21 protein-coding genes are annotated in these 19,481 nt (G+C 60.3%); 11 read left to right on the top strand and 10 right to left on the bottom strand.

Features of this window, described 5'->3' with window-relative positions; all coding sequences use genetic code 11:
• Positions 1-115 precede the first annotated feature (115 nt).
• The 7 genes from PQR62_RS20825 to PQR62_RS20855 all read left to right on the top strand — a co-directional run bounded on the left by PQR62_RS20825 (position 116) and on the right by PQR62_RS20855 (position 7,316).
• A complete protein-coding gene (locus PQR62_RS20825; RefSeq protein WP_408159941.1) occupies positions 116-559 on the top strand; it encodes a gamma-butyrobetaine hydroxylase family protein in 444 nt (147 codons plus the stop codon).
• On the top strand, positions 537-1,091 hold the full coding sequence (locus tag PQR62_RS20830; protein ID WP_408159942.1) for a GNAT family N-acetyltransferase: 555 nt from the start codon (positions 537-539) through the stop codon (positions 1,089-1,091). The genes PQR62_RS20825 and PQR62_RS20830 overlap by 23 nt, the downstream gene beginning before the upstream one ends.
• 215 nt (positions 1,092-1,306) lie before the next feature.
• Positions 1,307-2,041 (top strand): bifunctional demethylmenaquinone methyltransferase/2-methoxy-6-polyprenyl-1,4-benzoquinol methylase UbiE, encoded by a 735-nt coding sequence (ubiE, locus tag PQR62_RS20835; protein WP_408159943.1) that lies wholly within the window; start codon positions 1,307-1,309, stop codon positions 2,039-2,041.
• Positions 2,042-2,335: 294 nt separating this feature from the next.
• The gene (locus tag PQR62_RS20840; protein WP_408159944.1) at positions 2,336-3,307 is read left to right on the top strand and encodes a Tim44 domain-containing protein; all 972 of its coding nucleotides are present in this window, start codon (positions 2,336-2,338) and stop codon (positions 3,305-3,307) included.
• 170 nt (positions 3,308-3,477) lie between these two features.
• Complete coding sequence (locus tag PQR62_RS20845; RefSeq protein ID WP_408159945.1) at positions 3,478-4,059, top strand: ubiquinone biosynthesis accessory factor UbiJ; 582 nt, start codon at positions 3,478-3,480, stop codon at positions 4,057-4,059.
• Entirely contained in the window at positions 4,059-5,630 is a 1,572-nt protein-coding gene (gene ubiB, locus PQR62_RS20850) for a ubiquinone biosynthesis regulatory protein kinase UbiB (RefSeq protein ID WP_408159946.1), read from the top strand. Before PQR62_RS20845 ends, ubiB begins: the two co-directional genes overlap by 1 nt.
• A 213-nt stretch (positions 5,631-5,843) precedes the next feature.
• Positions 5,844-7,316: an MFS transporter gene (locus tag PQR62_RS20855; protein WP_408159947.1), complete on the top strand. Its 1,473-nt coding sequence runs from the start codon at positions 5,844-5,846 to the stop codon at positions 7,314-7,316.
• Between the two features lie 19 nt (positions 7,317-7,335).
• Here PQR62_RS20855 and PQR62_RS20860 read toward each other — a convergent pair whose 3' ends face one another.
• Positions 7,336-8,259 (bottom strand): LysR family transcriptional regulator, encoded by a 924-nt coding sequence (locus PQR62_RS20860; RefSeq protein ID WP_408159948.1) that lies wholly within the window; start codon positions 8,257-8,259, stop codon positions 7,336-7,338.
• Positions 8,260-8,432: 173 nt separating this feature from the next.
• On the opposite strand from PQR62_RS20860, the gene PQR62_RS20865 reads away from it, so the two are divergent.
• The gene (locus PQR62_RS20865) at positions 8,433-9,215 is read left to right on the top strand and encodes a 3-oxoacyl-ACP reductase family protein (RefSeq protein WP_408159949.1); all 783 of its coding nucleotides are present in this window, start codon (positions 8,433-8,435) and stop codon (positions 9,213-9,215) included.
• A 45-nt stretch (positions 9,216-9,260) separates the two neighbouring features.
• Here the strand turns inward: PQR62_RS20865 and trpC are convergent, their stop codons facing one another.
• The 7 genes from trpC to rpe all read right to left on the bottom strand — a co-directional run bounded on the left by trpC (position 9,261) and on the right by rpe (position 15,649).
• Positions 9,261-10,061 (bottom strand): indole-3-glycerol phosphate synthase TrpC, encoded by an 801-nt coding sequence (trpC, locus tag PQR62_RS20870; protein ID WP_408159950.1) that lies wholly within the window; start codon positions 10,059-10,061, stop codon positions 9,261-9,263.
• Between the two features lie 19 nt (positions 10,062-10,080).
• A complete protein-coding gene (locus tag PQR62_RS20875) occupies positions 10,081-10,713 on the bottom strand; it encodes a LysE family translocator (protein WP_408159951.1) in 633 nt (210 codons plus the stop codon).
• An 80-nt stretch (positions 10,714-10,793) separates the two neighbouring features.
• Positions 10,794-11,831, bottom strand: coding sequence for an anthranilate phosphoribosyltransferase (trpD, locus tag PQR62_RS20880; RefSeq protein ID WP_408159952.1), 1,038 nt, complete (start codon positions 11,829-11,831; stop codon positions 10,794-10,796).
• 35 nt (positions 11,832-11,866) lie between these two features.
• The gene (locus tag PQR62_RS20885) at positions 11,867-12,442 is read right to left on the bottom strand and encodes an aminodeoxychorismate/anthranilate synthase component II (RefSeq protein WP_408159953.1); all 576 of its coding nucleotides are present in this window, start codon (positions 12,440-12,442) and stop codon (positions 11,867-11,869) included.
• Positions 12,443-13,954: an anthranilate synthase component I gene (trpE, locus tag PQR62_RS20890; RefSeq protein WP_408159954.1), complete on the bottom strand. Its 1,512-nt coding sequence runs from the start codon at positions 13,952-13,954 to the stop codon at positions 12,443-12,445.
• A 315-nt stretch (positions 13,955-14,269) separates the two neighbouring features.
• Positions 14,270-14,944, bottom strand: a complete 675-nt coding sequence (locus PQR62_RS20895) for a phosphoglycolate phosphatase (RefSeq protein WP_408159955.1) — start codon at positions 14,942-14,944, stop codon at positions 14,270-14,272.
• A gap of 39 nt (positions 14,945-14,983) precedes the next feature.
• Positions 14,984-15,649 carry a ribulose-phosphate 3-epimerase gene (gene rpe / locus PQR62_RS20900; RefSeq protein WP_408159956.1) on the bottom strand — a complete coding sequence of 222 codons (666 nt, stop codon included), beginning with the start codon at positions 15,647-15,649 and terminating at the stop codon, positions 14,984-14,986.
• 225 nt (positions 15,650-15,874) lie between these two features.
• Here rpe and apaG point away from each other — a divergent pair, with 225 nt between their 5' ends.
• Entirely contained in the window at positions 15,875-16,249 is a 375-nt protein-coding gene (gene apaG, locus PQR62_RS20905) for a Co2+/Mg2+ efflux facilitator ApaG/CorD (RefSeq protein WP_408159957.1), read from the top strand.
• 114 nt (positions 16,250-16,363) lie between these two features.
• Here apaG and PQR62_RS25650 read toward each other — a convergent pair whose 3' ends face one another.
• Positions 16,364-16,543, bottom strand: a complete 180-nt coding sequence (locus PQR62_RS25650) for a hypothetical protein (RefSeq protein WP_494410467.1) — start codon at positions 16,541-16,543, stop codon at positions 16,364-16,366.
• On the opposite strand from PQR62_RS25650, the gene mltA reads away from it, so the two are divergent.
• On the top strand, positions 16,544-17,773 hold the full coding sequence (gene mltA, locus PQR62_RS20910; protein WP_408159958.1) for a murein transglycosylase A: 1,230 nt from the start codon (positions 16,544-16,546) through the stop codon (positions 17,771-17,773).
• Positions 17,774-17,920: 147 nt separating this feature from the next.
• Here the strand turns inward: mltA and PQR62_RS20915 are convergent, their stop codons facing one another.
• Positions 17,921-18,358 carry a universal stress protein gene (locus PQR62_RS20915; protein WP_408159959.1) on the bottom strand — a complete coding sequence of 146 codons (438 nt, stop codon included), beginning with the start codon at positions 18,356-18,358 and terminating at the stop codon, positions 17,921-17,923.
• A gap of 166 nt (positions 18,359-18,524) precedes the next feature.
• Between PQR62_RS20915 and PQR62_RS20920 the strand changes: the two genes are divergently transcribed.
• Positions 18,525-19,301, top strand: coding sequence for an enoyl-CoA hydratase (locus PQR62_RS20920; protein WP_408159970.1), 777 nt, complete (start codon positions 18,525-18,527; stop codon positions 19,299-19,301).
• The last annotated feature ends 180 nt before the right edge of the window (positions 19,302-19,481 follow it).

Below are 19,481 nucleotides of genomic sequence, written 5' to 3' on the forward strand. Positions count from 1 at the left end.
CAGCGTCTATCTCAGGCGTGTTGTTGCTGTCGGCCTTTCCGCAGGAAAGCATGGCCGGCGCATTTCAAGCAACAGTCTCAGCCATTTCCGCAGTCTCACTTCAGCGAGTTCAACCATGAGTTCCAGTGCTTCTCCGATTCCCGTGTCGTTCAAGGTGCGCAAAATCTCGCGCGTGATGGAGGTCGAGTTCGATGACGGCGTGATGTTTTCATTGCCCTTCGAACTGCTGCGCGTCTATTCGCCGTCGGCCGAGGTACGCGGCCACGGCCAGGGGCAGGAAACCCTGCAGACCGGCAAGCGCGAAGTGGAGATCAGCGGCGTCGAACCGGTCGGCAATTACGGCATCAAGCCGCTGTTTTCCGACGGTCACGTCAGCGGCATCTACACCTGGGATTACCTCTATCAACTCGGCCGTGATCAGGCCGCGATGTGGGAAAGCTATCTGCAAAAGCTGGAAGCCGCCGGCTTCACGCGCGACAGTGGCCGCGCTGCTCCGCAAGGCAGCGCGCAAGGCCGGACGGCGGAAGGTGGCGGGCATGGCTGCGGACATCATCACTGATCCTGGCGCGCTCTGCGGCGTCGAAGGCGCCGGCGCGATGCCGGCTTGCACCATCCGGGCGGCGACGCCGGCCGATGTCGAGGGCATCGCGCAACTGTTCAACCTCCCCGGTTTTCGCAACGGCACTTTGCGCATGCCGCACCAGACTGTGGAGCAGACTCGCAAATGGCTGGAAACATCGGCCGCTGCCGGTGGCATGAATCTGATTGCGGTGAAGGGGCAGCACATCGTCGGCCAGGCCAGCCTGACCCGTTTTGTCGGACGGCGCAGCCATGCCGCCGGTATCGGCATGGGGGTGCATGATGCGCATTGCGGCGAAGGCATAGGTTCGGCCTTGCTGGGCGAACTGATTGAGGCGGCCGACAACTGGCTTGCCGTGCAGCGTCTGGAGCTGACCGTGTTCAGCGACAATCAGGCTGCGATTGCCTTGTATCGCAAGTTCGGTTTTCAGACCGAGGGCGAGCACAAGGCTTTTGCTTTTCGCGACGGCAGCTATGTGGATGCCTTGTGCATGGCGCGATTGCATGCCTGAAGGCAGTCGGCGTCAGGGCGGCAGAGCCGGACGGGCTTCGCGACGCGTTTCGGCTCCATTGCGGTTTGATGCAGGTCTGCATGCCGCCATGTCAGACCTATATAATGGCGTTTTGCATGTTGCGCAGTGCATGTAAGGAAAGCCGCTGCGCTACGTTGGCTAATTTCGCTGTGTTTGTCGTTGTTCACGCAGCATTAATTTTTTGAATCAGGCTCATGACCAATACCACCCATTTCGGTTATCAGACCGTCGCCGAAGAAGACAAAGTCCGCAAGGTTGCGGAAGTGTTTCACTCGGTCGCGGCCAAGTACGATGTCATGAACGACTTCATGTCGGCCGGTCTGCATCGCGTCTGGAAGGCGTTCACGATTGCACAGGCGGCCGTGCGTCCCGGCTTCAAGGTGCTCGACATCGCCGGCGGCACCGGCGACTTGTCCAAGGCTTTTGCCAAACAGGCCGGCCCGAGCGGCGAAGTCTGGCTGACCGACATCAATGAATCAATGCTGCGCGTCGGCCGCGATCGTCTGCTCAACAAGGGCATGGTGACGCCGACGCTGTTATGCGACGCCGAGAAACTGCCTTTCCCCGACAACTATTTCGATCGCGTATCGGTCGCCTTCGGTCTGCGCAACATGACGCATAAAGATGCTGCGCTGGCCGAAATGCGCCGCGTGCTGAAGCCGGGCGGCAAGCTGCTGGTGCTGGAATTCTCCAAGGTCTGGGAGCCGCTGAAGAAACCTTACGACGTTTACTCATTCTCGGTGCTGCCGTGGCTGGGCAAGAAAGTCGCCAACGACGCAGAAAGCTATCGTTATCTGGCGGAATCGATCCGCATGCATCCCGATCAGGAGACCCTGAAACAGATGATGCAGGATGCCGGTCTGGACAACGTCAATTACTTTAACCTCACCGCCGGCGTGGCTGCCTTGCATACCGGCATCAAGCTCTGATTTCCGTCGCAGTCAGGCCGCCGATTGAAGTCGACCTGATTGGTTGTTTCCATCAGATCGGTAAACCGGTGTTAAGGCTGGCTTAAGTTTGCCCGGCAAGAATGCGATCAGCTTTGAGCAAATGTCGTTGCCAAGTGTTGAGTGTAATGAATGACCGATGACCGCCCACCTGGTCGGCTCCGTCGGAATTAATGAGGTGCGCAAGCTGATGCAGCCTGGCTGCATGCTGATGCGGTTGAGAGGGCTCTGCCGTTGCCGTACGCAAGTCCGCCCGCGCACCGAAAGGAGAGACACATGAAAAAGTTTTTGCTTGCATTGATGCTGGTGCTGACTTCGGTCACGCTGGTGATGTCCCCGGCCGACGCCAAGCGTCTCGGGGGTGGCGGTTCCTTCGGTAAACAATCGTCGAATTATTCGCGTCAGGCCACGCCTTCGCGGCCGGCCGGTCAATCCAGTTCGGCGGCGCCTGCTCAGCCTTCGGCGCCGGCCGCGGCACCGCAAGGTGTCCCGGCCAAGCCGGCCAGCCCATGGCGCAATATCGTGGGCGGCGCCTTGCTCGGTCTGGGCATGGGGGCGCTGTTGTCGCACTTCGGCATCGGCGGCGGCATGGGTTCGATTCTGACCATCGTCCTGCTGGCCTTCGCCGCTTTCTTCATCATTCGCCTGTTCACGCGCAAGAGCTACGATCAGGGGCCGGGACGTGAGCCGGCCTATGCGGCGCCGGGTGTCAGTCCTGTCGGCAGCGCCGGCATGACACCTGAAATCGGTTCGCGGCTGGAGCCGGTCGGTGCCCAGGCGCCGGCGGCCTTGCAAGGTTCCGGCTTCGGCGGGGGCGGTTACGGCAACAATCAAGGCAATACGGCGGCAGCGCCGGCCACGCTGGAGAAGTGGGGCATTCCTGCCGATTTCGATACCGCCGGTTTCGTGCGCAACGCCAAGACCTATTTCATCCGCCTGCAGGCGGCCTGGGACAAGGCCGATATCAACGACATCCGCGAATTCACCTCGTCTGAAATGTTTGCCGAACTGCGTCTGCAATTGCAGGAACGCGGCCCATCGCCGAATGCCACCGACGTGGTGCAGCTCAATGCCGAATTGCTGGGCATAGAAACGCTGGCCAGCGATTATCTGGCGACCGTGCGTTTCGAGGGTCTGATCAAGGAAGCGCCGGACGCGTCGGCCGAACCCTTCGCTGAAATCTGGAACTTGTCCAAGCCGCTCAATGCTGGCGGCGGTTGGGTGCTGGCCGGTATCCAGCAGGTTTAGAGCTTAGTGCATGCAGGTGCTGCGCATCGAGATGCTGATGCCGCCGCCAAGCTGTTAAACTTGAAACCGCCCGGCTGTCTCGGGCGGTTTTATTTTCCGGCAACGGATTTGTCGAGCACCGCGCATCAGCGATCTCTGCCATTTCAGCACCCATTCCTCATTCAGCATTTATGTCCGCCAATCCCATGCGACCTGTCGCCGCCGTCATCAATCATTTGCTCGCGCAAGAACCCTGGGCGCAGAAAAAACTGATCGCGCATGCCGGCAAGGTCGCCTGCATTGATACCGGTGTCATGCAATTGCGGTTGCAGGTGAGTGCCGACGGCTACGTGAGCGAAGCGGCAGCCGATGCCGTCGCCAATGTCACCATCCATATCAAGCTGTCGGACCTGCCGCTGATCGCCGCCAATCGCGAACGCGCAGTGTCTTACGTCAAGCTGCAAGGCGATGCCGATTTTGCCAATGCCATCTCGCAGCTCAGCCAGTCCCTGCGCTGGGATGCCGAAGACGATCTGGCGCGCCTGTTCGGCGATGTCGCCGCCATGCGGCTGGTCGGCGGCGCACGCTCCTTGCTCGCCACCGCGCAGGCCACTCATAAAAAGGTGACGGAAAACGTCGCCGAGTATTTTCTGGAAGAACAACCGATGCTGATACGTCCCCGCATGCTGCAGGATTTTTCCTCCGATGTCGTGCGCCTGCGCGATGATCTCGAGCGGCTGTCCAAGCGCATCGAAAAACTGGAGCGTCGCTGATGCTGCTGCGCTCTCTGCGTCTGTTCAAGATTCTGCGTGTCGCCGTCCTCTACGGCCTGGATGAAATTGCGACTTCCGGTTTCGCCAAGCCGCGCATCGCCCGCGCCATCAACATGGTGTTTTTCTGGCGCGATATTTCAGCGCCGCGCGGTGAACGCCTGCGCCGCGCGCTGGAAGATCTCGGGCCTATTTTCATCAAATTCGGGCAGGTGTTGTCGACCCGGCGCGACCTCATGCCGCCCGACATCGCCAATGAGTTGACGCGCCTGCAAGACCGCGTACCGCCTTTTGATTCCGATCTGGCGATCCTGCAGATTCAGAAATCGCTGGGCGCCCATCCCAATGAATTGTTCGCCAGTTTCGAGCGCACGCCGGTGGCGTCGGCCTCGATCGCACAGGTGCACTTCGCCACGCTGAAGGACGGCACCGAAGTTGCGGTCAAGGTCTTGCGGCCCGGCATGCGCAGCACCATCGATAACGACATCGGCCTGATGCACGTGGCGGCCGACTGGCTGGAGCGCTGGTGGGCCGATGGCCGTCGCCTCAAGGCCAAGGAAGTCGTCGGCGAGTTCGACAAGTATCTGCACGACGAACTCGACCTGATGCGCGAGGCCGCCAATGCCAGCCAGCTGCGCCGCAATTTTGCCGGTTCCGATCTCTTGATGGTGCCGGAGATGCATTGGGATTACTGCTCCTCATCGGTGATCGTGATGGAGCGCATGTACGGTATTCCGATTTCGCAGACCGAGCGCCTGCGCGATGAAGGCGTCGATCTGAGCAAGCTGTCGCGCGACGGCGTCGAGATTTTCTTTACGCAGGTATTCCGCGATGGCTTCTTCCACGCCGACATGCATCCCGGCAATATCCTGGTATCGGTGGCGCCGGAAACCTTCGGCCGTTACATCGCGCTGGACTTCGGCATCGTCGGCACGCTCAACGACTTCGACAAGGATTATCTGTCGCAGAATTTCCTGGCTTTCTTCCGTCGCGATTACAAGCGCGTGGCCGAGGCTCACATCGAATCCGGCTGGGCGCCGAAAGAAACCCGCGTCGATGAACTGGAAGCGGCGGTGCGCGCCTGCTGCGAACCGATCTTTGATCGTCCGCTGAAAGATATTTCCTTCGGTCAGGTGCTGTTGCGCCTGTTCCAGACCTCGCGCCGTTTCAATGTCGAAGTGCAGCCGCAACTGGTGCTGCTGCAAAAGACCTTGCTCAACGTCGAAGGTCTGGGACGTCAGCTCGATCCCGATCTGGATCTGTGGAAGACCGCCAAGCCTTATCTCGAGCGCTGGATGAGCGAGCAGATCGGCTGGCGCGGTTTTGTCGAACAGCTCAAGGTCGAAGTGCCGCGCTACAGCCGCCTGTTGCCGCAACTGCCGCGCCTGGCGCATCAGGCCTTGACGCAATACACCGAAGGCCAGAATCAGCCGCAACATGCAGAACTGCTGAAGAAGCTGGTGTCCGAGCAGCGCCGTACCAACATGCTGCTGGGCATCATCGTGTATTTCGGCGGCGGCCTGATCGGCGGCGTGGTGGTGATTCAGATTCTGATGCACCTGCTGCATCTCTGATGTGTCTCTGTTTTTGAATGTGTCCTACCCGCGTTGCCGTTTTTTTGAGGCGGCGCGGTGAAATGACAATGTTGAAATTTGCCGCTCCGGCACATTGCCTTTAACTGCATCTAACAGCAAGGGCGACGGCGTACCAGACTGAAAACAGCCGATCACGCGGTAACGCACGCTCTGATCGGCATCCCTCCCAGCGACCGCCGTCGGGGAAGAATAATGAGCACCAGCCAAGCCAATCCGGGTCAGCCAGGCCCTTCTCAGTCGCACGTCGGCAGCCTGCCGTACATCGTTGCTGCCACTTTCTTCATGGAGTACCTCGACACCACGATCATCGCCACGGCTTTGCCGCAGATGGCGCATGATTTCGGCGTCGGCCCCAACGAGCTGAGTCTGGGCATGACCGCCTACATGCTGACGCTGGCCGTGTTCATTCCCATCAGCGGCTGGATTGCCGACCGGCTCGGCTCGCGCACCGTGTTCGCGTCCGCCATTGTGGTGTTCACTCTGGCTTCGATCCTGTGCGGCATCTCCGGCAGCGTGGGTGAATTTACCGCCGCGCGTATCTTGCAGGGCATGGGCGGCGCCATGATGGTGCCGGTCGGCCGGCTGATCGTGGTGCGCAATACCGGCAAGGATCAGTTGATGAAGGCGATCTCCACCATCACCTGGCCGGCCATCGTGGCGCCGGTGGTGGGGCCGTCGATAGGCGGTTTCATCACCACCTATGCCTCATGGCACTGGATTTTTCTGATGAACGTACCCTTCGGGCTGGCGGCGCTGACGGCGGTCTTGCTGGTGGTGCGCAATGAGCGCGGCGCCAGTAAGCGGCCGCTGGATCTGGTCGGTTTTTTTCTCAGCGGCGCGGCTTTGACTTCATTGTTGTACGGCACCGAACTGGCCAGCCATATGGAGTCGAACATCGCCGTCGCGCTCGGCTTCGTGCTGGGCGGCATCGTGCTCGGCGCGATCGCCTATCGCCATGCCAAAGGTTCGGCGCATCCCTTGCTGGACTTCTCCACACTCAAGGTCCCGACCTTTTCGGTCACCATCATCACCGGTTCGGCCACCCGCATCGGCATCGAAGCAGTGCCTTATCTGTTGCCGCTGCTGTTTCAGATCGGTTTCGGCTTGTCGGCCTTTCATTCGGGCTTGCTGCTGCTGGCCAGCGCACTCGGCAATCTCGGGATGAAAATGTTCACCACCCGGGTGCTGCAGCGTTACGGTTTCCGCCGGGTGTCGGTGACCAATGCCGTGATCGCCGGCCTGATGGTGAGCGCCTGCGGTTTGCTGACGCCTGATTCGCCGCTGGCCTGGACCCTGATCACGGTATTCGTTTACGGGCTGGCGCGCTCGATGCAGTTCTCGACCCTGGCAACGCTGGCCTATGCCGACATCGGCGATGCGCGCAAGAGTTCGGCCAGCACCTTGTGGAGCGTGGCGCAGCAGATGACCATCGGCATGGGGATTGCCTTCGGTGCGCTGGCTTTGCGCGTGGCGGCCTACTTCAGAGGCGATGCTTCGGTTGTGGGGGCAGCGGGTGGCGCGCATTTCACGCTCAGTGATTTTCACTGGGCGTTCGTGATGGCGGGTGTGCTGATTCTGTTGTCGGTGCAGGGCTATCGCGGCATGGCGCGCGACGCCGGCGACAATATCGGCGGCGGCATGCGCGCGCCATCGCGTACGCGCTGAGATCTCAGACGAACCCTGATTAAAACGCGGAAAATTTCTTCGCCAGTTGCTGTGCGCGGAACTGCTCCACGACGAAGTCGATGAAGACGCGCGTCTTGGCCGGCAACAGCCGGGCGGCCGCGAAGTAGAGCGCCAGTACGCCGCTGTCGACATACCAGTCCGGCAAGACGCGCACCAGTGCGCCGCTGTCGAGGTAGGTCACGGCATGCGGCATGCTGACCAGCGTCACACCCAGGCCCATTTGCGCGATTTCACAGGCGGCGTTGGGATCGCTCATGGTCATCTTTACCTGCAGACTCACAGGCGCCTGCGCACCTTCGCGGTTGCGTAGCGTCCACGGCCGGATGCGGCCGGTTTGCGGCGAGCGGATCAGAATGCCGTCATGCGCCGCCAGATCGTCTGGCGTATTGATGGGCGGCCGATTCCTCAGATAGCCGGGCGCCGCCAGCAAGACGCGGTGCGCCGGCGCCAGTTCACGCGCCACAATCCCCGGCGGCAGTTCTATGCCGCCGCCGATGGCGGCATCAAAACCTTCGCTGATCAGATCGACCGGCCGGTTCTCGAAATGCCAGTCGGGCGAGATGGCCGGGTAGCGTTCCAGAAACGGGCCCAGCAGCGGAACGATATAACTGCGGCCAAAACCGGTACCCATGCTGACCTTCAAGCTGCCGGCCGGCTGCCCGTCGGCGCTGGCCAGATTGGCGACGGCATTGCGGATGCTGCTCAGGCCGCCGCTGACTTCCTGTAAAAATCGCTCGCCGGCTTCGGTCAGCCGCAGACTGCGCGTGCTGCGGTGAAACAGGCGCACGCCCAGATTCGTCTCCAGCCGCGCCACATTCTTGCCGACCGCCGCCGACGTCAAGCCGAGCCGGCGCGCCGCCGCCGAGAAGCTGCCGGCTTCTGCGGCGCTGACAAAACATTCAATGCTGGTCATGGATTCCATCTTTCAATTTTAAACCTATAGTTTAAAAAGAAGATAGAGATTGCCATCTAGTCGAAACATAATGACAGGGTGATACTTGCTCCAACCCGACGCAATCACAACAGGCAAACACAGGCGGTAAGCAGATGGCGCGGGGCCCATAGCGAATTTTCATTCAGACAAGGAGCACTATCATGACTACCACCCAAATCACTCCAGCAGCCCTCTTCAGCGGCCACGCTACATTGACCGGCAAGGTCGCCTTCGTTCAGGGCGGTTCACGCGGCATCGGCGCCGCCATCGTCAAGCGCCTGGCGCGGGAAGGTGCAACGCTCGCCTTCACCTATGTCAGCTCGCCGGACAAGGCGCAAGCCGTGGTCGCCGCAGTGGAAGCTGCCGGCGGCCGGGCGCTGGCAATTCAGGCCGACAGCTCCGATGCTGTGGCGCTCAAGCAAGCCATCAGCATTGCCGCCGAAACCTTCGGCCGCCTCGACATTCTGGTCAACAATGCCGGCGTGCTGGCGCTGGGTTCGGTAGAAGAATTCAAGCTGGAAGATCTGGACCGCACGCTGGATGTCAACGTGCGCAGCGTATTCGTGGCGAGCCAGGAGGCTGTGCGCTTCATGCAGGAGGGCGGGCGCATCATCAGCATCGGCAGCACCAATGCCGACCGCATGCCGTTTGCCGGCGGCGCGGCCTATGCCATGAGCAAGTCGGCCATCGTCGGCCTGACCAAAGGTCTGGCGCGCGATCTCGGTCCGCGTGGAATTACCGTCAACAACGTCCAGCCAGGCCCGGTGGATACCGACATGAATCCCGCCAGCGGCGAGTTTGCGGAAACCTTGAAAGGTTTGATGGCGCTGCCGCGCTATGGCAAGGATGAGGAAATCGCCAGCTTCGTGGCCTATCTGGCGGGGCCGGAAGCCGGCTATATCACCGGCGCCAGCTTGTCGATTGATGGTGGATTTTCGGCCTGAGGCCTTGCTTGAGCGGTGCAGGCGTGCAAGCGCCTGCACCGGCAATCAGGCAAACAGGCGCGCCAGTTCCACACCCGGTTCCGGCGCACGCATGAAGGCTTCGCCGACCAGAAAGCCGTGCACATTGGCCGCGCGCATACGCTTCACATCCTCCGGCGTGGCGATGGCCGATTCGGTGATCACCAGTTTGTCGGACGGAATGCGCGGCAGCAGGTCGAGCGTGGTTTGCAGCGTGGTTTCGAAGGTGCGCAGATTGCGGTTGTTGATGCCCAGCAGCTTGGTTTGCAGCTTGAGGGCGGCATCCAGTTCGGCGCTGTCGTGCACTTCCACCAGCACGCTCATGCCCAGTTCCAGCGCGCAGGCTTCCAGCTCCGCCATCAGGCCGTGATCCAGCGCAGCGACGATCAGCAGGATCGCATCGGCGCCCCAGGAGCGCGCTTCATACACCTGATACATGTCGACCATGAAGTCCTTGCGCAGCACCGGCAAGGCGCAGGCGGCGCGCGCCTGTTGCAGATAATCCGGCGAGCCCTGAAAGAATTGCACATCGGTCAGCACCGACAAACAGGCCGCGCCATGCTGTTCATAGTTGACGGCGATATCGGCCGGCTTGAAGTCGGGGCGGATCACGCCTTTCGAGGGCGAGGCCTTTTTGACTTCGGCGATCACGCCGGCTTTGCCGGCTTCGATCTTGTTACGCACGGCGCCTTCGAAACTGCGCAGCGCGGCGCGCAATTGGCCGTCGGATTCGACATCGCGGCGCAGGCTGGCGAGGTCACGCTGTTTTCTGGCGATGCGGACTTCTTCCGCCTTGACGTCGAGAATCTTGTTGAGGATGTCGGACATGAGCGTTCCTGTTTGCGTTCTATTTACGTTGATCCAGCGCCAGGCGCACTGCCAGTGCGCCGAGCATGCCGCCCATCAGATAGCGCTGGGCGCGCAGCCAGCCGGGATTGTGAGCGAAGAAGCCGGCAATGGCGCTGGCTGAAAAAATGATCAGGGCATTCACGCTGAAACTGATCGCAATCTGGGTTGCGCCCAGCGTCACGCTTTGCAGCAGCACCTGGCCGTGTTCCGGATGAATGAATTGCGGGAACAGCGACATGTAAAACACCGCCACCTTGGGATTGAGCAGATTGGTCAGAAAGCCCATGCGGAACAAGGTCGCCGGGCCGTCATGCGGCAGGTCGCGCGTCTGAAACGGCGAGTTGCCGCCGGGCTTGACGGCATTCCACGCCAGCCACAGCAGATACGCGGCGCCGGCGTACTTGATCAGATCGTAAGCCAGCGGGATCGCCATGAACAGCGCGGTCAGGCCGAACGCCGCCGCCAGCATGTGCACCAGAAAACCGGCGACCACGCCCAGCAGCGAAATCATGCCGGCGCCACGGCCCTGGCAGATCGAGCGTGAAACGCAATACACCATGTTGGGGCCGGGCGTGAGCACCAGCACCAGCGCAGCGGCGGCGAACAAGAGCAAATCATGCAGAGCGATCATGGCGGTTCCTGTATCTGAATCAGGGAGTTGATGTAAATGGGCGGGCGATCGCAGCCTTGTCGCAATCGCTCCGACCATTCTTACAGCTTGCCGCCGAGCTGGCGCGTGACTTGCACGAACTGATCCAGCTTGGCGCGTGCGGCGCCGGAGACGATGACGGCGCGGGCTTTTTCCAGACCGTCGGCAATCGAGCTCGCCACGCCCGCAGCATACAAGGCAGTGCCGGCGTTGAGCAGCACGATGTCATGCACCGGGCCGGGCGTGCCTTGCAGCGCTTCGAAAATCTTCTCTTTCGATTCGTTCGCATTGGCCACCTGCAGATTGCGGCTGGCAAACATGCTGAGGCCGAAGTCTTCCGGGTGAATTTCGTATTCGCGGATTTCGCCGTTGATCAGTTCGCCGACCATGGTGGCGCCGCCCAGCGTGACTTCGTCCAGATTGTCGCGGCCCCAGACCACGATGGCGTGTTGCGCGCCCAGACGTTGCAGCACGCGCACCTGAATTCCGACCAGATCGGCATGGAACACGCCCATCAGAATATTCGGCGCGCCGGCCGGATTGGTCAGCGGCCCGAGAATGTTGAATACCGTGCGCACGCCCAGTTCCTTGCGCACCGGCGCCGCGTGCTTCATGGCGGCGTGATGATTGGGCGCGAACATGAAGCCGATGCCGGTCTGCGCAATCGATTGCGCGACCTGTTCCGGTTGCAGGTTGATGTCGGCGCCCAGCGCTTCCAGTACATCGGCGCTGCCGGACGAGGACGACACGCTGCGGCCGCCATGCTTGGCGACGCGTGCGCCGGCAGCCGCCGCCACGAACATGGAGGCGGTGGAAATATTGAAAGTATGTGCGCCGTCGCCGCCGGTGCCGACGATGTCGAGCAGGTTGGTGGTGTCGGCCATCGGCACCTTGGTCGCGAATTCGCGCATCACCTGCGCGGCGGCGGCGATCTCGCCTATGCTTTCTTTCTTCACGCGCAGACCCATGGTCAGGGCGGCGATCATCACCGGCGACATTTCGCCGCTCATGATCTGGCGAAACAGCGCCAGCATTTCATCGTGAAAGATTTCGCGGTGTTCGATACAGCGCAGCAGCGCTTCTTGCGGAGTGATAGGCATGATGTTCTGGTCCCGGAGATGGTTGCGGCCGGCGCTCAAGAGCGCGCGCTGCCGGTCAGGAAATTCTTCAGCAGGGCGTGTCCGTGTTCGGACAGAATCGATTCAGGGTGGAACTGCACGCCCTGCAGATCGAACTCCTTGTGACGCACGCCCATGATTTCGCCATCGTCGGTCCAGGCCGTCACTTCCAGGCAATCGGGCAGCGAAGCGCGCTCGATGGCCAGCGAGTGATAGCGGATCACGGTGTAAGGGCTGGGAATATCCTTGAAAACGCCGACGCCGGTGTGCGCGATCTTCGAGGTCTTGCCGTGCATGACCTGTTTTGCGCGCACCACTTTGCCGCCGAAGGCTTCGCCGATGGCCTGGTGGCCGAGACAGACGCCGAGGATAGGCAGCTTGCCGGAGAAGTGTTTGAGCAAGTCGATGCAGATGCCTGCTTCGCCCGGGCTGCAAGGGCCGGGCGAGAGGCAGATGCGTTCCGGATTCAGTTTTTCGATTTCGGCCAGCGTGATCTCATCGTTGCGGATGGTCAGCACTTCTTCTCCGAGCTCGCCGAAATACTGGACGATGTTGTAGGTGAAGGAATCGTAGTTGTCGATCATCAGCAGCATTTAGATTTCTCCATCCAGGCCGTCTTGCACTTGTTCGGCGGCGCGCAGAACGGCACGCGCCTTGTTTTCGGTTTCTTCCCATTCCATTTCCGGCACCGAGTCGGCAACGATGCCGGCTGCGGCCTGCACATACAGCGTGCCGTCCTTGATGACGCCGGTGCGGATCGCAATCGCCACATCCATCTCGCCGCCGAACGACAGATAACCGCAGGCGCCGCCGTAGATGCCGCGCTTGGTCGGCTCCAGCTCGTCGATGATTTCCATGGCGCGTACCTTCGGTGCGCCCGATAGCGTGCCGGCCGGGAAGGTGGCCTTGAGCACGTCCAGATTCGACAGACCCGGCTTGAGGATGCCTTCGACGTTGGAAACGATGTGCTGCACGTGGGAATATTTTTCGATGACCATCTGGTCGGTGACCTTGACGCTGCCGGTGGCGGCGATGCGGCCGATGTCGTTGCGCGCCAGATCGATCAGCATCACGTGTTCGGCGATTTCCTTGGGGTCGGACAACAGCTCCTTGGCCAGCTGGGTGTCGCGTTCCGGTGTCGAGCCGCGCGGGCGGGTGCCGGCCAGCGGACGGATGGTGATCTTCTTTTGCGCGGCGCCGTCGGAGGTCTGGCCTATGGTTTCGTTGCGCACCAGAATCTCGGGCGAGGCGCCGACGATCTGCATGTCGCCGAAGTTGTAGAAGTACATGTAAGGCGAAGGATTCAGCGAACGCAGTGCGCGGTACAGCATCAGCGGCGAATCGACATAGGATTTCTTCAGGCGCTGACCGATCTGCACCTGCATCAGGTCGCCGGCCATCACGTATTCCTTGGCTTTGGCGACTGCCTTCAGATAGTCGTCCTTGGCGAACTCACGGACGGTTTCGGTCCGTACTGAGCCCGAAGTCACCGGCGCATCGGCCGCGCGGCGCAGCATGGCGCGCAGGTCCTTGAGGCGTTGGCGGGCCTTGGAAAAGGCTTCCGGCTGGGTCGGGTCGGCGTACACGATCAGATAGAGCTTGCCGGACAGATTGTCGATCACGGCCAGTTCTTCGGTCACCAGCAACTGGATGTCGGGCAGGCCCAGCGGATCCGGCGGGGCCGAGTCGGCCAGGCGTTTTTCGATGTAGCGCACCGCGTCGTAGCCGAAGTAGCCGGCCAGACCGCCGCAGAAACGCGGCATGCCGGGGCGGATCGCAACCTTGTAGCGCGACTGGAATGCGGCGATGAATTCCAGCGCATTGCCTTGTGCGGTTTCCACCACCACGTCGTTCTTCAGCACTTCGATCCGGTCGCCGCTGCAGCGCAGCTTGGTCGAGGCCGGCAGGCCGATGAAAGAATAGCGTCCGAAGCGCTCGCCGCCGACCACCGATTCCAGCAGGAAAGTGTTCTTGCCGGTCTGCTGACTCTGCGCCAGCTTGAGATACAGCGTGAGCGGGGTCTCCAGATCGGCGAAGGCTTCAGCGATCAGCGGGATGCGGTTGTAGCCTTCAGCGGCCAGCGATTTGAATTCGAGTTCGGTCATGTTTCACTCCAGACCGCTATTGTAGAACACAGCGTTTCAGCCCTCGTGCATGCAGAGGCACACAGCTGGGGCCGGACGCAGACTCTCGCCAGCGGTTTATTTTTTACGGGATGGGATTACAACAACGTTCCGGTCGCCAGGCGCGGCCGGAGGCAAGGCTTCAGTGAGCCTGGAATTGCCAGCGTCGCCACAGCCAGGCCTCAGGGGCGGCTGTAGGTTGAGCGGTACGTTTGTTGTTGCGAAACATTGATGGGGTCGCGGATCGTAGGTGTCGGTGATTCGTGGCGGTTTGCCGGTACTGCTCTGTATGGCCTGTTACTGTACTGAAATCTGCTGGGCAGCTTCAAAAAGCGTCTGAACTATACCATCGGAATCGACATCGTGTATAGATTCACCGTGGTTATAGCCATACGGCACGTTGAGCACGCGGCAACCCGCGGCGCGCGCGGCTTGCGCGTCGTTGGACGAGTCGCCGATGGCCACCACTTGCGCCGGCGCCAGGCCGAAATCGCTGCAGACTTGCAGCAGGGGCATCGGGTCCGGCTTCTTTTTAGGCAAGGAATCGCCGCCGTACACCACCTCGAAAAAGCTGCGCAGGCCTTTCTTTTCCAGCAAGGGCAGGGTAAAGGCAATCGGTTTGTTGGTGACGCAGGCCAGACGCAGACCTTTGTCTTTCATGGCTTGCAAGCCTTCGAGCACGCCTGGATACAGCGCCGAAAAATCGCCGTTGATCTGCAGGTAATGCTCGGTATAAGCGGCCAGCGCCTGCTCGAAGTATTGCTGCGCCTCATCTTCCGCATAATCCACCGCCAGCACGCGGCGGATCAGATTTTCCGTACCCTTGCCGACAAAATTGACGATGGTCTGCTGCGCCAGCGGCGACAGTCCGAGGTCGGCGCGCATGCGGTTGACGGCGACGTGGAAGTCCGCCGCGGTATCCAGCATGGTGCCGTCGAGGTCGATGATGGCGGCTTTGATCTTGGTCAGCATAAGGGCCCGGGCAATAGGATGAGATGAATGAACTGGTGCTCAGATCTGCGCCAGTTCGGCACGCATGGCATCGATCACGGCCTTGTAGTCAGGCTTGCCGAAAATGGCGGAGCCGGCCACGAAGGTGTCGGCGCCGGCTTTGGCCGCGGCGGCGATATTGTCGATCTTGATGCCGCCGTCGACTTCCAGCAGGATGTCGCGGCCGGATTCGTCGATGCGCTTGCGCACGGCAGCGATCTTCTTCAGTGCCTCAGGAATGAAGGACTGGCCGCCGAAACCGGGGTTGACCGACATGATCAGGATGATGTCCAGCTTGTCCATCACATGATCCAGATAATGCAGCGGCGTGCCGGGATTGAACACCAGGCCGGCCTTGCAGCCGTTGTCGCGGATCAGTTGCAGCGAGCGGTCGGTGTGCTCTGAAGCTTCCGGGTGAAAGGTGATCAGATTGGCGCCGGCCTTGGCGAAATCGGGGATGATGCGATCCACCGGCTTGACCATCAGATGCACGTCAATCGGCACCTGCACGTGCGGACGGATCGCTTCGCACACCAGCGGGCCGATGGTCAGGTTCGGCACATAATGGTTGTCCATCACATCAAAGTGAATGAAGTCGGCGCCGGCGGCGACGACATTGCGGACTTCTTCGCCCAGACGGGCGAAATCGGCGGACAGGATGCTGGGAGCGATACGATAAGTTGGCATGGCGGCTGAATGGATGGGCTGAAGGCTGACTGAAATCGATTGATGCAACTCAAGCTGGTCCCGAAGAAAACAGGCGAAAGAAGCAAAGAGGCCGTATTTTAACCGTTTGCAGGGCCGCGGCGGGTGACGCCCTGAGATCCGCCGGCTCGGCAAGCCTTGCGTTGAGACGCGAATTCGTGTGCAATCCTCGTCTACACTGATGTATCGACAATTTGGGGAATCCGCATGGCCGCGTATGAATTTACGGTGACGGTAAAAACGCAGTATCTGGAAGAGCAGTCCGATCCTGCGCGCTCACACTATGTATTTGCCTATGCGATTACGATCGTCAATAGCGGCGGGGTAGCGGCGCAGCTGATCTCGCGCCACTGGGTCATCACTGACGGCAACAATCACGTGGAAGAGGTGCGCGGACTCGGCGTGGTCGGCCATCAGCCTTTCCTGCAGCCGGGCGAGCAGTTCGAATACACCAGCGGCACCGCGATGAAAACACCGCAGGGCACCATGCATGGCGAATACTTCTGCGTGGCAGAGGACGGCGAGCAGTTCGACGTGCGGATTCCGGAGTTTGTTCTTTCCCTGCCGCGCACCTTGCATTGAGCAAGCGTTGCCGGAGCGAGGATCTTCGCCTTTCGGCCGATTCCGATCAATTTGAGCGCTTCCGGCACTTTCCTGCTCTGCGCTTGTCTGCTTACCTCCATTGAGCGCACTTTTTCATCGATGGCCGTTTTGGGTATCGGCATCGGACTTCGCCGGTGTTGCCGTTGAGTTTGGCGATGTCTTGTTTGCCGGCGCTCTGCGTGCAGTATTTTTGCGGCCGGAAAACATGGTCCACCAGACGATCAGGACCAGAATGAAGAAGGCGGCGCCGGCTTCCAGTATTAACCACAACATATGAATCTTCCCTCGATGTCTTTGTCTCGTTTATCTACTCTTAAGAATCGCCTCAGTCTACCTGCATTGATCGCCGTTGTTGCATTGACGCTGGCGGCCTGTAGCACCACCGAGCCTGGCCGTCCCGCTAAAACGCCGCCCACTCCGCCGCAATCGACCAAGCCGGCACAGCCCGGTCCGACCATGCGGCCGACCACGTTTTCCGCCCTGCCGGGCTGGGACAAGGACGACCTGCGCGAAGCCATGCCGGCCGTGCTGTCATCCTGCAGCGTGCTGAGCCGCAGGCCGGACTGGCGTGCAGCCTGCGCCGCAGCCAATCAGGTGAATGCGGCGGATGTCGGCCTGTTGCGCGCTTTCTTCGAGACTTACTTCACGCCCTATCAGATGTACAACGAAGACGGCAGCGACACCGGCCTGGTGACCGGTTACTACGAGCCCTTGCTGCGCGGATCGCGCAAGCGCGGCGGCGCATTTCAGACGCCTTTGTATCGTGCGCCGGATGATTTGCTGACGGTCGATCTCGGCAGCGTCTATCCCGATCTCAAGAACATGCGTCTGCGCGGCAGGCTGGTCGGCAAGAAGATATTGCCTTACCCCTCACGCGCGGAGTTGATGCAGAGCAATGCTCTGGCAGGTAGCGAGCTGGTGTGGGTGGATGATCCGGTCGAAGCTTTCTTCCTGCAAGTGCAGGGATCGGGCCGCGTATATATCACTGAGACGCGCGAAACCGTGCGTGTGGCTTATGCCGATCAGAACGGGCATCCCTACAAGTCGATCGGCCGCTATCTGGTCGACAAAGGCGAGATGAGTCTGTCGCAGGCGTCGGCGCAAGGCATCAAGGCCTGGGTGATCGCCAATCCGGCGCGCAAGGAAGAACTGCTGAATTCGAATCCTAGTTATGTCTTCTTCAAGGAAGAGAAATTGCCTGATCCATCCAAGGGACCGAAGGGCGCGCAAGGCATTCCGCTTACGCCGCAGCGTTCGATCGCGGTGGATCCGCAATTCGTGCCGCTCGGCGCGCCGGTGTTCCTGGCGACCACTCAGCCTAACAGCGACAAGCCGCTGCAGCGCCTGATGGTGGCGCAGGATACCGGCGGCGCAATCCGCGGCGCGGTGCGCGCCGACTTCTTCTGGGGCTTTGGCGACGAGGCGGAGGACAAGGCCGGCGCGATGAAGCAGCGCGGCATGACGTGGGTCTTGTTGCCGAAGGCAATGAAGGCCGGCAACTGAAGGGTGGGGCTGAGCAGATGTGATGTCGTGTTGTCTGCAAGCAAACCAAAAGCCTGACTCACTTTATGGTGAGTCAGGCTTTTTTAATGGCCGGCGATTGGGGGGGCTTGTCTTGAGTGGTTTCGCTCGTTAACTACGGATGAAGGATCAACGCAGTACCAGCACCGGAACGGTTGAATGCGCCAGCACTTTCTGTGTTTTGCTTCCGAGAAATAATTTGCTGAGGCCGCTGCGCCCGTGGGAAGCCATAAAGATCGCGTCGCAGTTGAAGGTCTTGGCCGCATTGACGATTTCTTCATCGGGTGCAAAGGACATCGCGGTAGTGGTCTGGCAAGCGAGGCCTGCGGCTTGCGCTGCATCGGCGATCTTCTTTACATGTTGTTCGGCCAGCATGCGTACATTTTCTTCATACATGGCGGGATCGATGGCCATCGAGCTTTCCGCCAGTGGCGAGAACGGATACGGCTCGGCCACCGAGATGCCGATGATTTTTGCATTGCAATGCTGGGCGTAGTCGATGGCGTTGATGATTGCCTTGTCCGAGAGTTCGGAGCCATCGGTCGGTACGAGTATGGTCTTGAACATGCAAGCCTCCTTATTGTGTATTGAAGAGGGATCTTCAATATGATCAGACTTGCTTGGGCGAATGAAATTCCCGGTGGATGCAAGCTTTGCCTGCGGGCGGCGGCATCCGGCTAAAATGATCCGGTTGCCATCCAATAGATTTGCTTACCTATATAAGGAGACTTCAATGAGCTATGAAAACATTCTGGTTGAAACGCAAGGCAAGGTCGCTCTGATTCGTCTGAACCGGCCCAAGGCGCTGAATGCGCTGAACGACGCCTTGATGGGCGAGCTGGGCGAGGCCCTGCTGGCGTTCGAGGCCGATGAGCAGATCGGCTGTATCGTCATCACCGGCAGCGAAAAGGCATTCGCCGCGGGCGCCGACATTCTCGGCATGGCCAGCCTTAACTTTATTGATGTGCATAAGGGCGAATTCATCACCCGCAACTGGGAAACCATCCGTCGCATCCGTAAACCGGTGATTGCGGCCGTGGCCGGCTTTGCCCTGGGAGGTGGCTGCGAGCTGGCCATGATGTGTGATTTCATCATCGCGGCGGATACCGCCAAGTTCGGTCAGCCCGAAGTAAAGCTGGGCATCGTGCCCGGCGCCGGCGGAACGCAACGCTTGCCGCGTGCGGTGTCGAAAGCCAAGGCTATGGATATGTGCCTGACCGGCCGCATGATGGATGCGGTCGAGGCTGAGCGCGCGGGTTTGGTATCGCGCATCGTGCCTGCTGATAAATTGCTTGAAGAGGCAATGACCGCCGCCGGCAACATCGCCGATCTTTCGTTGCCGGTCGTGATGATGATCAAGGACTCGGTCAATCGCGCTTACGAGTCGACGCTGGCGGAAGGCATCAAGTATGAACGCGGCCAGTTTTATAGTTGCTTCGCGCTGGAAGATCAGAAGGAAGGTATGAAGGCCTTTATAGAAAAGCGTCCTGCCAATTTCAAAAACGCCTGATGCCAATAATCTGATTGCGCTGACAGCGGCGGATGTAGATAGCATTGCTGCCTCAAATAACAAAAGCCCATCCCGGTAGGGATGGGCTTTTTGTTTTGGTTGTTGGGTTTGTTGGTGTTGAATTCATCTGTGAGGCAGAGTGGGCGTGGTTTTGATGGGGTTTGCTGTGGAGTTGTGTGT

Source organism: Herbaspirillum lusitanum (genome assembly GCF_046025995.1).
Classification (GTDB): Bacteria; Pseudomonadota; Gammaproteobacteria; order Burkholderiales; family Burkholderiaceae_D; genus Herbaspirillum; species Herbaspirillum lusitanum_A.

Coding starts and splice junctions, on each gene's coding strand:
- PQR62_RS20825 (WP_408159941.1), top strand. CDS start 116: ATGAGTTCCAGTGCTTCTCCGATTCCCGTGTCGTTCAAGGTGCGCAAA.
- PQR62_RS20830 (WP_408159942.1), top strand. CDS start 537: ATGGCTGCGGACATCATCACTGATCCTGGCGCGCTCTGCGGCGTCGAA.
- ubiE (WP_408159943.1), top strand. CDS start 1,307: ATGACCAATACCACCCATTTCGGTTATCAGACCGTCGCCGAAGAAGAC.
- PQR62_RS20840 (WP_408159944.1), top strand. CDS start 2,336: ATGAAAAAGTTTTTGCTTGCATTGATGCTGGTGCTGACTTCGGTCACG.
- PQR62_RS20845 (WP_408159945.1), top strand. CDS start 3,478: ATGTCCGCCAATCCCATGCGACCTGTCGCCGCCGTCATCAATCATTTG.
- ubiB (WP_408159946.1), top strand. CDS start 4,059: ATGCTGCTGCGCTCTCTGCGTCTGTTCAAGATTCTGCGTGTCGCCGTC.
- PQR62_RS20855 (WP_408159947.1), top strand. CDS start 5,844: ATGAGCACCAGCCAAGCCAATCCGGGTCAGCCAGGCCCTTCTCAGTCG.
- PQR62_RS20860 (WP_408159948.1), bottom strand. CDS start 8,259: ATGGAATCCATGACCAGCATTGAATGTTTTGTCAGCGCCGCAGAAGCC.
- PQR62_RS20865 (WP_408159949.1), top strand. CDS start 8,433: ATGACTACCACCCAAATCACTCCAGCAGCCCTCTTCAGCGGCCACGCT.
- trpC (WP_408159950.1), bottom strand. CDS start 10,061: ATGTCCGACATCCTCAACAAGATTCTCGACGTCAAGGCGGAAGAAGTC.
- PQR62_RS20875 (WP_408159951.1), bottom strand. CDS start 10,713: ATGATCGCTCTGCATGATTTGCTCTTGTTCGCCGCCGCTGCGCTGGTG.
- trpD (WP_408159952.1), bottom strand. CDS start 11,831: ATGCCTATCACTCCGCAAGAAGCGCTGCTGCGCTGTATCGAACACCGC.
- PQR62_RS20885 (WP_408159953.1), bottom strand. CDS start 12,442: ATGCTGCTGATGATCGACAACTACGATTCCTTCACCTACAACATCGTC.
- trpE (WP_408159954.1), bottom strand. CDS start 13,954: ATGACCGAACTCGAATTCAAATCGCTGGCCGCTGAAGGCTACAACCGC.
- PQR62_RS20895 (WP_408159955.1), bottom strand. CDS start 14,944: ATGCTGACCAAGATCAAAGCCGCCATCATCGACCTCGACGGCACCATG.
- rpe (WP_408159956.1), bottom strand. CDS start 15,649: ATGCCAACTTATCGTATCGCTCCCAGCATCCTGTCCGCCGATTTCGCC.
- apaG (WP_408159957.1), top strand. CDS start 15,875: ATGGCCGCGTATGAATTTACGGTGACGGTAAAAACGCAGTATCTGGAA.
- PQR62_RS25650 (WP_494410467.1), bottom strand. CDS start 16,543: ATGTTGTGGTTAATACTGGAAGCCGGCGCCGCCTTCTTCATTCTGGTC.
- mltA (WP_408159958.1), top strand. CDS start 16,544: ATGAATCTTCCCTCGATGTCTTTGTCTCGTTTATCTACTCTTAAGAAT.
- PQR62_RS20915 (WP_408159959.1), bottom strand. CDS start 18,358: ATGTTCAAGACCATACTCGTACCGACCGATGGCTCCGAACTCTCGGAC.
- PQR62_RS20920 (WP_408159970.1), top strand. CDS start 18,525: ATGAGCTATGAAAACATTCTGGTTGAAACGCAAGGCAAGGTCGCTCTG.